This window comes from Simplicispira sp. 125 (genome assembly GCF_003096555.1).
GTDB lineage: Bacteria > Pseudomonadota > Gammaproteobacteria > Burkholderiales > Burkholderiaceae_C > Simplicispira.
Map to the genome: position 1 here is coordinate 2,326,758 of NZ_QEKM01000001.1, position 13,644 is coordinate 2,340,401.

General features: G+C 55.0%; 7 protein-coding genes, 2 tRNA genes and 3 rRNA genes. 1 reads left to right on the forward strand and 11 read right to left on the reverse strand.

Going from position 1 to position 13,644, the window contains the following annotated elements:
• Positions 1-13: 13 nt before the first annotated feature.
• The 11 genes from aceK to C8D04_RS10960 form a co-directional block, all read right to left on the reverse strand.
• Positions 14-1,825: a bifunctional isocitrate dehydrogenase kinase/phosphatase gene (gene aceK, locus C8D04_RS10910; protein WP_116004872.1), complete on the reverse strand. Its 1,812-nt coding sequence runs from the start codon at positions 1,823-1,825 to the stop codon at positions 14-16.
• Positions 1,826-1,863: 38 nt separating this feature from the next.
• Positions 1,864-2,523 (reverse strand): carbonate dehydratase, encoded by a 660-nt coding sequence (gene can / locus C8D04_RS10915; protein WP_116004873.1) that lies wholly within the window; start codon positions 2,521-2,523, stop codon positions 1,864-1,866.
• Positions 2,524-2,622: 99 nt separating this feature from the next.
• A complete protein-coding gene (locus C8D04_RS10920; RefSeq protein WP_116004874.1) occupies positions 2,623-3,813 on the reverse strand; it encodes an isovaleryl-CoA dehydrogenase in 1,191 nt (396 codons plus the stop codon).
• 32 nt (positions 3,814-3,845) lie between these two features.
• Positions 3,846-4,307 carry a PaaI family thioesterase gene (locus C8D04_RS10925; protein ID WP_116004875.1) on the reverse strand — a complete coding sequence of 154 codons (462 nt, stop codon included), beginning with the start codon at positions 4,305-4,307 and terminating at the stop codon, positions 3,846-3,848.
• A 34-nt stretch (positions 4,308-4,341) separates the two neighbouring features.
• The gene (locus tag C8D04_RS10930; protein ID WP_116004876.1) at positions 4,342-4,740 is read right to left on the reverse strand and encodes a MerR family DNA-binding transcriptional regulator; all 399 of its coding nucleotides are present in this window, start codon (positions 4,738-4,740) and stop codon (positions 4,342-4,344) included.
• Between the two features lie 144 nt (positions 4,741-4,884).
• Positions 4,885-5,634 carry a 16S rRNA pseudouridine(516) synthase gene (locus C8D04_RS10935; RefSeq protein WP_116006141.1) on the reverse strand — a complete coding sequence of 250 codons (750 nt, stop codon included), beginning with the start codon at positions 5,632-5,634 and terminating at the stop codon, positions 4,885-4,887.
• Between the two features lie 89 nt (positions 5,635-5,723).
• Positions 5,724-5,836 (reverse strand): 5S ribosomal RNA (gene rrf / locus C8D04_RS10940).
• Between the two features lie 122 nt (positions 5,837-5,958).
• Positions 5,959-8,838: ribosomal RNA gene (locus tag C8D04_RS10945) — 23S ribosomal RNA — on the reverse strand.
• Between the two features lie 354 nt (positions 8,839-9,192).
• A tRNA-Ala gene (locus C8D04_RS10950) sits at positions 9,193-9,268 on the reverse strand.
• Positions 9,269-9,307: 39 nt separating this feature from the next.
• Positions 9,308-9,384: transfer RNA gene (locus C8D04_RS10955), tRNA-Ile, on the reverse strand.
• Between the two features lie 103 nt (positions 9,385-9,487).
• Positions 9,488-11,020: ribosomal RNA gene (locus tag C8D04_RS10960) — 16S ribosomal RNA — on the reverse strand.
• The 16S, 23S and 5S rRNA genes sit together here with 2 tRNA genes alongside, the layout of an rRNA operon.
• Positions 11,021-11,582: 562 nt before the next feature.
• On the opposite strand from C8D04_RS10960, the gene C8D04_RS10965 reads away from it, so the two are divergent.
• Positions 11,583-13,478, forward strand: coding sequence for an ATP-binding cassette domain-containing protein (locus C8D04_RS10965; protein ID WP_116004877.1), 1,896 nt, complete (start codon positions 11,583-11,585; stop codon positions 13,476-13,478).
• Positions 13,479-13,644 lie beyond the last annotated feature (166 nt).

Here is a 13,644-nt window from a genome sequence, read left to right on the forward strand (position 1 = left end):
AGTGGAAAAGGCGTCAGATGCCGCGCTCCTCGTGCCCGTGCGAGAAACGGCGGTTTACGTCATAAGGGAACACGTCGTAGACATGGCCCGCAAGAATGCGCTCCTTGTGCTGCTGCCAGAACTCCACGCCCAGCAGGTCGGCATGGTGCCGCATGAAGGCTTCACGCACTGCATCGTTGCCCAGCAGGAAGGGGCCGAACGTCTCGGGAAACACATCGTGCGGGCCTACCGTGTACCAGATCTCGCCGCTCATTTCTTCTTCTTCGTTGCGCGGCTGGGGTACCTTGCGGAAGTTGCAGTCGGTGATGTATTCGATCTCGTCGTAGTCGTAGAACACGACCTTGCCATTGCGCGTGACACCAAAGTTCTTCCACAGCATGTCGCCAGGGAAGATGTTGGCCGCCACCAGGTCTTTGATGGCGTTGCCATACTCGATGACACTGTGCTCCATCTGCTGGCGTGCGCGCGGATCGTCCAGGCCGGTGTCGAAGGACTCTTGCAGATAAATATTGAGCGGAATCATGCGCCGCTCGATATACAGGTGCTTGATGATGACTTCCTGGTGACCATCGCCGTCACGGTCGCTGATTTCGAGCTGGCTGGGGGCAAACTTTTCAATCTCTGCGATCAACTCATCATCGAAGCGCACGCGCGGAAAGGCGACTTCGCTGTACTCCAGCGTATCGGCCATGCGGCCCACGCGGTCGTGCTGCTTGACCAGCAGGTACTTGCCCTTGATCTGTTCGCGCGTGGTCTCTTTTTGTGGCGGGTAGTAGTCCTTGATGAGCTTGAACACGAAGGGAAAGCTGGGCAGGTCGAACACCAGCATGACCATGCCCTTGATACCGGGAGCAATGCGGAATTTGTCGCTGGAATGCTTGAGATGGTAGAGAAAGTCGCGGTAAAAAAGCGTCTTGCCCTGCTTGGCCAAACCCAGCGCGTTGTAGAGCTCGGTGCGCGGCTTGCGCGGCATCAGGCTGCGCAGAAACTGCACATAGGCGCTGGGGATTTCCATGTCCACCATGAAATACGCACGCGCAAAGCTGAACAACATCTGCAAATCGTCTTCGCCAAACAGCGCCGCGTCGATGTAGAGCTGCTCCGCATCGTTGTGCAGAATGGGGAGCGCAAACGGCACTTCATGAAAGCCGTTGATGATCTTGCCCACCACATAGGCGCCCTTGTTGCGGAAGAACAGGCCGGAGAGCACCTGGATCTGGAAGTTGGCGCGCAGGCGCACCTTGTCCAGACGCCCCTGCATGGCCGCGAGCACGTAGCGGATATCTCGGGGCAAGTCTTCAAACTCACGCTGCAGCTGGAAGTTTTCCACGATGCCCAGCATGGTGTCGAACAGATTTTCACGCGAAGGATAGTACGACCAGTAGGTCGGACGGGCCTCGGGCTCTTCGTTCTCGATGTATTCGGTGCTGACCGCCGGGCGCACAAAGATGAAATCGTTGTGAAAGTGCGTGCGGTGCAGGATGCGGCAGGTGACCGAGTTAAAGAAGGTCTCGGCCAGTTCGGGCTGGTGGTGGTTGACCAGCAAACCAATGTAGTGGAGCTTGATCTGGTGCCACACGTCCATAGGAAGGCTGCCGGCCTTGAATTCTTTTTCCAGTCGCTTCGTGCATTCCTTGACGCGCAGGTCATAAAACTCGATCCGCTCACGCTGGGCACGCTGCTGACCGTGCCAGTCGGCGGTTTCGAAGCGGTGTTTGGCGCGCGCGGATTCGGTACGGAACAGGCGGTAGTGCCGGTTGAACCCGTCCATCATCGCCTTCGCGATGTCGTAGGCTTGGGGCGAATCGAGGCGCTGGGGAAACATGGGCTGGGCGTCCTGTGAATGCTATCGGCCCTGCGACTTTAGCGCCGCGCGGCGCGCACACCGTCGATGGCGGCCTTGTACAGCGAATCAATGCCCTGGTTGCCCGCCAGCGTGATATGCATGTTGTTGATGAGCCCGTCTTTGAGCCCATAGCACCAGCCGTGCAGGTGCACTTTCTGCCCCCGAGCCCAGGCGTCCTGCAACACCGTGGTTTGTGCCACGTTGATGACCTGCTCGATCACGTTCAACTCACACAGGACGTCATGGCGCCACTCGGGCTCTGTCGCCGCGATCAGCTCGCGGTGCCGGTCGCGCACATCTTTGACGTGACGGATCCAGTTGTCGGACAAGCCGACCCGCAAATCCTGCAGCGCGGCCAGCACGCCGCCACACCCGTAGTGCCCCACGACCATGAGGTCTTGCACATGCAGCTGATCAACGGCGTACTGAATGGTCGAGAGGCAGTTGAGGTCGGTCGGCACCACCACGTTGGCGATGTTGCGATGCACGAATACCTCTCCAGGCTCCAGCCCCGTGATCTGGTTGGCGGGCACGCGGCTGTCTGAGCAGCCCACCCACATATAGCGCGGCTTTTGCTGCTCCAGGAGGAGGGTAAAAAACCCGGGCCGATCGCGCTGCATTTGAGCAGCCCATTCACGGTTGTGGACAAACAGGTCTTCAATGGAATCGGTGGTCACAGTGTTTTCCTGGAGGAGTGTTGTTGTGCCCGGCGGCAGGAGGGTCAAGGCAGAACAAGCCGCCCGCAATGATCGAGCGGGAACCTATTCTGCAGGGCCTTAACAAGTCTCTGCAAAGAGCTCGCGACCAATCAGCATGCGGCGGATTTCGCTGGTACCGGCGCCAATTTCATAGAGTTTGGCGTCGCGCCACAGACGACCCAAGGGGTATTCGTTGATGTAGCCATTGCCGCCGAAAATCTGGATGCCTTCGCCCGCCATCCAGGTGGCTTTCTCGGCGCACCACAGGATGACGCTGGCGCAGTCCTTGCGCACCTGGCGCACGTGCTCGGTACCCAGCATGTCCAGGTTCTTTGCCACCGTGTAGGCAAACGAGCGCCCTGCCTGCAGAACGGTATACATGTCGGCGACCTTGCCCTGGATGAGCTGGAACTCGCCAATGCTCTGGCCAAATTGCTTGCGGTCATGGATGTAGGGAATCACGTTGTCCATGACGGACTGCATGATGCCCAGCGGCCCGCCGGTCAGCACAGCACGCTCATAGTCCAGGCCGCTCATCAGCACCTTGGCCCCCATATTCACGCCACCCAATACGTTTTGCGCAGGGACTTCAACGTCCTGAAACACCAGTTCACCGGTATGGCTGCCGCGCATGCCCAGCTTGTCGAGCTTTTGCGCAATGGAAAAGCCCTTCATGCCCTTCTCGATCAGGAAGGCAGTGACGCCGCGCGCGCCCATCTCGGGCTCGGTCTTGGCATAGACCACCAGGGTGTCGGCGTCGGGACCGTTGGTGATCCACATCTTGTTGCCGTTGAGCAGGTAGTAGCCGCCCTTGTCCTCGGCCTTGAGCTTCATGCTGATGACGTCGGAGCCCGCCCCTGGCTCGCTCATCGCCAGCGCGCCCACATGTTCGCCGCTGATCAGCTTGGGCAGGTATTTTTTGCGCTGCTCCTCATTGCCGTTGCGGTTGATCTGATTGACGCACAGATTGCTGTGCGCGCCATAGCTCAAACCCACCGAGGCCGATGCACGCGAGATCTCTTCCATGGCGACCATGTGGGCCAGATAACCCATATTGGCACCGCCGTGCTCTTCAGACACCGTAATGCCCAGCACGCCCAAATCGCCCATCTTGCGCCAGAGGTCCATGGGAAACTGGTCGGAGTGATCGATTTCTGTGGCGCGCGGTGCGATTTCAGACTGCGCGAAGTCCCGCACGGCGTCGCGCAAAGCATCGATATCGTCGCCCAGTTGAAAATTAAGGCCAGGAAGGTTGCCGGGAATGCTCATGGTGTTCTCCTGTGTTGAAGTAAATGGGTTGATCAGCCCTGAACATCCGGGCGTCCGGTCACCGCCATCAGGGTGCAACCCATGGTGGCCACCAGTGTTTCATGTCCGTCTTGCAGCGCGTACGCGCGACCTTCGCACACCGAAATGGTGCGACCAGGCTTGAGTACCCGGCCTTCCATCCGAAAGCGCTGGCCCTTTGCAGGGGCTAGCAGGTTGATCTTGAATTCGATGGTCAGCACCGCAGCCTCTGCGGGCATCAAGGTAAATGCGGCGTAGCCGCAGGCAGAGTCCAGCCCTGTGGAAACGACCCCTGCATGCAAGAATCCATGCTGCTGGGTGAGGCCTTGCGCCCAGTCGAGGTGAATATCGACGGCTCCCGGCTCCAGGAGTCCGAGGGTGGCGCCCAGGGTTTTCATAATCCCTTGGCGCGCAAAACTCTGTTGCACGCGCTCGGCATACTGTGAATCTCGGGGCTCGAACCGGGGTATCGTCATGCAGGCTCCTGATTGACGTTTACGTAAACGTCAATTATCCGATATTTTTGGCCACTTTGGCGAGCAAGGCGCGCGCTTCCTTTTCGTGTTCCCGTACTTCGTCCAGATTGGCCTGGAGATCGGCCATCTGCTCCTCGAGCTGCTTGCGGTGCTGGGCCAGTACCGCGAGAAACTTCTGCAGCTGCACACCAGTGTCCCTGGGGCTGTCGTACAGATCGATGATGTCTTTCGCTTCCGTGAGAGAAAGGCCCAGCCGCTTGGCGCGCAACGTCAGTTTGAGCCTGGTGCGATCCCGTGCGCTATAGGTCCGTGTCCGTCCACCGGGCCCTGTTCGCTCGGGTTGCAGCAAGCCCATATCTTCATAAAAACGCATGGCCCGCGTCGTAAGATCGAATTCTTTGGCAAGATCACGAATGGTAAAGGTGGAGGCCATGCTTGGATTCTGGCGGTGCGATGGCGGCGTGAATCGCCGCCGCTCTGGCATCGCCTTGTAATGTTGACGTTACGTCAATGCTACAGCAAACCACCAGTGCACCAGCGAGCGGATACCAACGGCTTGGCGCTGCCCATTATTTCGTCAAGGTGCTGGTTTCAATAACGCCAAATCGGTATCGTCCAGCCAACACCACTGGCCTGGTGCCAAGTCAGCAGGCAGTTGCAAGCCCCCGATTCTTGAGCGATGCAAGCCCTCCACCCGATTGCCCACCGCCGCAATCATGCGCTTGACCTGGTGGTACTTCCCCTCGGTCAACGTCAGGTGCACAAGCGTGGAATCTACTTGGACGCAAGCCGCGGCCTTCACGGGAGCGGGATCATCGTCCAGAACAACACCTGCCAGCAAGCGATCGACCTGTTCAGCCGTTGCTTCGTGCTTCAAGCGCACTTCATACAGCTTCGGTACATGCTTCTTCGGTGAACTCATGCGGTGAATGAACTGCCCATCGTCGCTGAGCAAAATCAGGCCGGTTGTGTCCTGATCCAGACGGCCGATGGCTTGAACACCCTGTACGGCTGACTTCGTAGGCCGCTGACGCAAAGGCACAGGGAGCAAGGTATAGATGCTGGGGTAGGTCGATGGTTTTTGCGAACACTCTGTGCCTGCTGGCTTGTGCAGCATCAAATACGCTTTTTCTTTGTAAGGCCACCATATGCCTTGTACGCAGAGTTGCAAACCGTCGGTGTTGAAGCGCATCGTAGAGTCACGACACGGTACGAGAGTGCTATCCACACCCTTTTGCAGCACCTCCACCCAACCCTGCTGCACCAGCCCGGCACAAACACGGCGTGTTCCAAAACCCTGCGAATAAAGAATGTCCTGCAATTGCATCATCTATGGGCACCTGAGAGATGATTATCCAGTCCCAGAAACAGGAACGCCCCGCTCATTGCTGAGAGGGGCGTTGCTGCGCTGTAAGAGCCTGACGATGACCTACTTTCACACGGGAACCCGCACTATCATCGGCGCAAAGTCGTTTCACGGTCCTGTTCGGGATGGGAAGGAGTGGTACCAACTTGCTATGGTCATCAGGCATAACTTGGTGCTGGGCAGTTTTTGAGGACTGCCTGGCGAATTCATAGAGTTTGGAATCAGCTTATATTTTGATTGCGACAACTTGGCATAACATCCCTGATCTGGAGAGATCAAAGTTATAGGGTCAAGCCGCACGAGCAATTAGTACTGGTTAGCTTAATGCATTGCTGCACTTCCACACCCAGCCTATCAACGTCCTGGTCTAGAACGACTCTTTAGGGGGGTCAAGCCCCCGGCAGATCTCATCTTGAAACGAGTTTCCCGCTTAGATGCTTTCAGCGGTTATCTCTTCCACACTTAGCTACCCGGCGATGCCACTGGCGTGACAACCGGTACACCAGAGGTGTGTCCACTCCGGTCCTCTCGTACTAGGAGCAGGCTTCCTCAAATCTGCAGCGCCCACGGAAGATAGGGACCAAACTGTCTCACGACGTTTTAAACCCAGCTCACGTACCTCTTTAAATGGCGAACAGCCATACCCTTGGGACCGGCTACAGCCCCAGGATGAGATGAGCCGACATCGAGGTGCCAAACACCGCCGTCGATATGAACTCTTGGGCGGTATCAGCCTGTTATCCCCAGAGTACCTTTTATCCGTTGAGCGATGGCCCTTCCATACAGAACCACCGGATCACTATGTCCTGCTTTCGCATCTGCTCGACTTGTCAGTCTCGCAGTTAAGCACGCTTATGCCATTGCACTATCGTCACGATGTCCGACCGTAACTAGCGTACCTTCGAACTCCTCCGTTACGCTTTGGGAGGAGACCGCCCCAGTCAAACTGCCTACCATGCACTGTCCCCGATCCAGATAATGGATCTAGGTTAGAACCTCAAACGCACCAGGGTGGTATTTCAACGTTGGCTCCACCAGAACTAGCGTCCTGGCTTCAAAGCCTCCCACCTATCCTACACAGATCCGTTCAAAGTCCAATACAAAGCTACAGTAAAGGTTCATGGGGTCTTTCCGTCTTTCCGCGGGGAGATTGCATCATCACAAACATTTCAACTTCGCTGAGTCTCAGGAGGAGACAGTGTGGCCATCGTTACGCCATTCGTGCAGGTCGGAACTTACCCGACAAGGAATTTCGCTACCTTAGGACCGTTATAGTTACGGCCGCCGTTTACTGGGACTTCAATCAAGAGCTTGCACCCCATCATTTAATCTTCCAGCACCGGGCAGGCGTCACACCCTATACGTCCACTTTCGTGTTTGCAGAGTGCTGTGTTTTTAGTAAACAGTCGCAGCCACCGATTTTTTGCAACCCCTTTGGGCTCGCCTTGTACAGGTTCACCTACTTGGGGCATACCTTCTCCCGAAGTTACGGTATCAATTTGCCGAGTTCCTTCTCCTGAGTTCTCTCAAGCGCCTTAGAATACTCATCTCGCGCACCAGTGTCGGTTTGCGGTACGGTCGTCAATAGCTGAAGCTTAGTGGCTTTTCCTGGAAGCAGGGTATCACTCACTTCGTCTGCAAGCAGACTCGTTATCACCCCTCATCTAAGCCCGGCGGATTTGCCTACCGGGCACGACTACAGGCTTGAACCAACATATCCAACAGTTGGCTGAGCTAACCTTCTCCGTCCCCACATCGCACTATTGATCGGTACAGGAATATTGACCTGTTTCCCATCAGCTACGCATCTCTGCCTCGCCTTAGGGGCCGACTCACTCTACGCCGATGAACGTTGCGTAGAAAACCTTGCGCTTACGGCGAGGGGGCTTTTCACCCCCTTTAACGCTACTCATGTCAGCATTCGCACTTCTGATACCTCCAGCACCCATTACCAGGCACCTTCACAGGCTTACAGAACGCTCTCCTACCACGTGCAATAAATTGCACATCCGCAGCTTCGGTAACTGGCTTAGCCCCGTTACATCTTCCGCGCAGGACGACTCGATCAGTGAGCTATTACGCTTTCTTTAAATGATGGCTGCTTCTAAGCCAACATCCTGACTGTTTTAGCCTTCCCACTTCGTTTCCCACTTAGCCAATTTTAGGGACCTTAGCTGGCGGTCTGGGTTGTTTCCCTCTTGAGTCCGGACGTTAGCACCCGGTGCTCTGTCTCCCAAGCTGTACTCGTCGGTATTCGGAGTTTGCATAGGTTTGGTAAGTCGCCATGACCCCCTAGCCTAAACAGTGCTCTACCCCCGACGGTAATACTTGAGGCACTACCTAAATAGTTTTCGGAGAGAACCAGCTATTTCCAAGTTTGTTTAGCCTTTCGCCCCTATCCACAGCTCATCCGCTAATTTTGCAACATTAGTCGGTTCGGACCTCCAGTACCTGTTACGGCACCTTCATCCTGGCCATGGATAGATCACTTGGTTTCGGGTCTACACCCAGCGACTATGTTCGCCCTATTCGGACTCGATTTCTCTACGGCTTCCCTATTCGGTTAACCTTGCCACTGAATGTAAGTCGCTGACCCATTATACAAAAGGTACGCAGTCACCCCTTTCGAGGCTCCTACTTTTTGTAAGCATGCGGTTTCAGGATCTATTTCACTCCCCTCCCGGGGTTCTTTTCGCCTTTCCCTCACGGTACTGGTTCACTATCGGTCGATGATGAGTATTTAGCCTTGGAGGATGGTCCCCCCATATTCAGACAGGGTTTCTCGTGCCCCGCCCTACTTGTCTGCAGCCTAGTACCACACGTCGGTTTTCGCATACAGGGCTATCACCTGCTATGGCTGGGCTTTCCATCCCATTTTGCTAACCGTCGTGCTATCACTGCACGGCTTCTCCGATTTCGCTCGCCACTACTTTCGGAATCTCGGTTGATGTCTTTTCCTCGAGCTACTGAGATGTTTCAGTTCACCCGGTTCGCCTCGCAACCCTATGTATTCAGGTTGCGATACCCCTAAGGGTGGGTTTCCCCATTCAGATATCTCCGGATCAAAGCTTATTTGCCAGCTCCCCGAAGCTTTTCGCAGGCTATCACGTCTTTCGTCGCCTATCATCGCCAAGGCATCCACCACATGCTCTTAGTCACTTGACCCTATAACTTTGACGTCTCTTGCGAAACATCTCCATCTAATTTTTCAAGGACTTGCAAGGTCTTTCACCTTGCGCGTTATGCCGTAATATGAATGTTTCTTCGGTATTGCTACCTAGAGAACAATTCGTCATTACTTGAATAAAACAAAGTTTCATTCGTGTTGACGCAATCAAATTTCATGTTGCTGATGGCACGGTGCATCTTTCGATGCTTTCCATCAGCAACGCTGATTCGACTCTATGAATTTTTAAAGAACAGCCGATTGATCGAACTATCTCGATCAACAACAAAACAGCCTTTTGCAAAGCTGCTTTGGTGTTGATTTGCTGCACTGCCTTGTGCAACTTTGGATGTTGGTGGAGGATGACGGGATCGAACCGACGACCCCCTGCTTGCAAAGCAGGTGCTCTCCCAGCTGAGCTAATCCCCCAGGAACCGCATTGTCTTCTCACGTGTCGCCCGCAGCACTTGGTGGGTCTGGGTGGTCTCGAACCACCGACCCCCGCCTTATCAAGACGGTGCTCTAACCAACTGAGCTACAGACCCAGGCCTGCCTCTACTCACTCACATGCTTTCACATATGCGCTTGCAGCGACTTTTTCCAACAACCGATAAGTGTGGGCGTTCAATTAGAACTGCAGTTTTCCAGAAAGGAGGTGATCCAGCCGCACCTTCCGATACGGCTACCTTGTTACGACTTCACCCCAGTCACGAACCCCGCCGTGGTAATCGCCCTCCTTGCGGTTAGGCTAACTACTTCTGGCGAGACCCGCTCCCATGGTGTGACGGGCGGTGTGTACAAGACCCGGGAACGTATTCACCGTGACATTCTGATCCACGATTACTAGCGATTCCGACTTCACGTAGTCGAGTTGCAGACTACGATCCGGACTACGACTGGCTTTATGGGATTAGCTCCCCCTCGCGGGTTGGCAACCCTTTGTACCAGCCATTGTATGACGTGTGTAGCCCCACCTATAAGGGCCATGAGGACTTGACGTCATCCCCACCTTCCTCCGGTTTGTCACCGGCAGTCCCATTAGAGTGCCCAACTAAATGTAGCAACTAATGGCAAGGGTTGCGCTCGTTGCGGGACTTAACCCAACATCTCACGACACGAGCTGACGACAGCCATGCAGCACCTGTGTTATGGCTCTCTTTCAAGCACAATCGCGTCTCTGCGATCTTCCATACATGTCAAAGGTGGGTAAGGTTTTTCGCGTTGCATCGAATTAAACCACATCATCCACCGCTTGTGCGGGTCCCCGTCAATTCCTTTGAGTTTTAACCTTGCGGCCGTACTCCCCAGGCGGTCAACTTCACGCGTTAGCTTCGTTACTGAGAAAGTAAATTCCCAACAACCAGTTGACATCGTTTAGGGCGTGGACTACCAGGGTATCTAATCCTGTTTGCTCCCCACGCTTTCGTGCATGAGCGTCAGTGCAGGCCCAGGGGATTGCCTTCGCCATCGGTGTTCCTCCGCATATCTACGCATTTCACTGCTACACGCGGAATTCCATCCCCCTCTGCCGCACTCCAGCTATACAGTCACTAATGCAGTTCCCAGGTTGAGCCCGGGGATTTCACATCTGTCTTATATAACCGCCTGCGCACGCTTTACGCCCAGTAATTCCGATTAACGCTTGCACCCTACGTATTACCGCGGCTGCTGGCACGTAGTTAGCCGGTGCTTATTCTTACGGTACCGTCATGGACCCTCTGTATTAGAAAGAGTCTTTTCGTTCCGTACAAAAGCAGTTTACAACCCGAAGGCCTTCATCCTGCACGCGGCATGGCTGGATCAGGGTTTCCCCCATTGTCCAAAATTCCCCACTGCTGCCTCCCGTAGGAGTCTGGGCCGTGTCTCAGTCCCAGTGTGGCTGGTCGTCCTCTCAGACCAGCTACAGATCGTCGGCTTGGTAAGCTTTTATCCCACCAACTACCTAATCTGCCATCGGCCGCTCCGTCCGCGCGAGGTCTTGCGATCCCCCGCTTTCATCCGTAGATCGTATGCGGTATTAGCCACTCTTTCGAGTAGTTATCCCCCACGATCGGGCACGTTCCGATGTATTACTCACCCGTCCGCCACTCGTCAGCCACCAAAGTGCTGTTACCGTTCGACTTGCATGTGTAAGGCATGCCGCCAGCGTTCAATCTGAGCCAGGATCAAACTCTACAGTTCGATCTTGATAAATTTAAAGTCTTCCGACTTCACTCATAAAAACGGAATTGAAGTGAACTTCACTTCTATCTCCATGAGCGTTTAAAGTCTTGCGACTTCAGTTCCAAAAGAACTTCGCAATTCGCTTCAAACGCCCACGCTTATCGGCTGTATATTTTTAATGTTCCCGCAAAAACCAGATTTGCATCTTTGTTTTTGCCAACTCCGCCGCGATCAGCAGAGCCTCAAATTATAACAGGTTTTTTTATTTCCTGTCAACACAAGGGGTCTTTCAACCCCCTGCATCTTTTCACTTCCCATCAGCACCGCAAGCAGCACTTCCGTTCAGCGAAGCCTTGCATTGTATACCGGGTTTTTACTCCCCACCACGCAAAACCGAAGATTTTTTATCCGCCCCTCTCAACAATCTCAGCCCAGGCTCTTCAGCCCCCAGACCACATCGGCTCAGTCGCTCTTCCTAGGAAGAACTTCTGTGCAGCGAAGCCCTCGACTGTAGCACAGGGCGAAGAGGAATCCGACTTCAGTACGAAATATTTATGTCATGGCCCTGATAATGGGCGCTATGGCATTGATTACTCTACTAAACGCTCAACTCGCCTTCGGGCATGTGGCCTTGCTCGACCACGCTACTTTTTCGCTGGAGACTGGCGAGCGCATCGGCCTGATCGGCAGAAATGGCGCCGGGAAGTCCTCCCTGCTAAAAATACTGGGGGGGCTTGCACATTTTGACGATGGGGCGCGCCACGTTCAGCAGGGCGTGCGCATTGCTTACGTCGCACAAGAACCTGAGCTCGATCCTACTGCGACGGTTTTTGAAGCGACTTCGCAGGGCCTGTCCAAAGTCATCGCGTTGCGCGACCAGTACTTGTCTGGTGCGGAAGGGTTGGATCTCGATGCGCTGCAAACCCAGATCGAAGCCTATGACGCATGGAACTGGGAGCAGCGCGTGGAGGAGACCTTGCAGCGACTACATCTAGATCCTCTCGGGCGCGTTGGAGACTTATCTGGCGGCACAAAAAAGCGCGTTGCCTTGGCCCAGGCCCTGGTCACCCGCCCGGACGTGTTGTTGCTGGACGAGCCGACCAACCACCTGGACCTCGATTCCATTGAATGGCTTGAGGAGTTGCTCGTGGATTTTCCGGGCAGCGTGGTGACTATTTCCCACGATCGAACTTTTCTAGATCGCGTGGCCACACGCATCGTTGAGTTGGATCGGGGGCAGTTGCGCTCCTATCCGGGCAACTTCGCGCAATATCTTGTGCAAAAGCAGGATCAATTGGCCCAAGAGGAGACCATTTCGGCCAAGGCAGACAAACTGCTGGCTCAAGAAGAAATCTGGATTCGCAAAGGGGTCGAGGCACGCCGCACGCGCAGCCAAAGCCGTATTTCACGGCTTGAAGACTTGCGCTCTCATCGGGCAGCCCGTCGTGAAACCTTGGGCAGCGTGAAGATGGACCTGGCCGCCGGAGCGCCCAGCGGAAAGATCGTCGCTGAACTGGAGGGTGTCTCCAAGTCCTTTGGCGACAAGACCATCGTCCGCAACTTCACCGGCACGATTCTTCGTGGCGACAAGGTTGGCCTGATCGGCCCGAACGGCGCCGGCAAGACAACATTGCTCAAACTCATTTTGGGCGAGTTGCAGGCCGATAGCGGGCGGATTCGCCAGGGTGCCAATCTGGAGGTGGCCTATTTTGACCAGATGCGCCATGCCATTGATCTTGACGCCACCCTGGAGGATTTCATCAGCCCGGGCAGTGAATGGATAGAAATTGGCAAGCAACGCAAGCACGTCAAGAGCTACCTCGGCGATTTTCTTTTTTCTCCCGCCCGCGCGCATTCGCCTGTGCGGTCGCTGTCTGGCGGAGAGCGCAACCGGCTTTTGCTTGCGCGGCTTTTTGCACGGCCTGCCAATGTGCTGGTGCTCGACGAGCCGACGAATGATCTGGACATCGAAACACTCGACCTACTCGAAGAGTTGCTGCAGACCTATGACGGAACGGTCTTCCTGGTCAGCCATGACCGCACTTTTCTGGACAATGTGGTTACCAGCACCATTGCCTTTGAAGGCGACGGGCTTTGGCGCGAATATGAAGGCAGTGTTCAGGACTGGCTGCTGCAATCCCGGCGCAGCCGAGAGATCGCGGCCGCAGCACCTTTGGCAAGTCAGTCGACCGTCGCACTAGCGAGCAGCGACAAAACGGCCGAGATTTCCCCCCCGGAAAAGCGCGAAACGCCGACAAAAAAGAAACTCAGCTACAAGGACCAACGCGAGCTCGATCAACTGCCTGGTCATATTGCGGCTCTGGAAGAAGAGCAAAAGTCGATACAAGAGACGCTTGCCGACGGATCTCTTTACAGCAGTGATGGTGCACGTGCTGCAGCGCTGCATGTGCGCGAGGGAGAAATTGAAACCGCATTGATGAATGCGCTGGAGCGGTGGTCACAGCTTTCAGAATGACTGCGTCAGAACCAATTTGGGCACACTACAGTCCTGCCCCAGGTAGGTCTGTAGTGTGCTATCGGTTGTAAGGCCCCTCAAAACCATCAAAAAGAATAGCTGCTACCGCTTGTATCTATTAGATTTCAATGCGTTTTCCATTGGAAACCATTGTGCAAAAAACGTT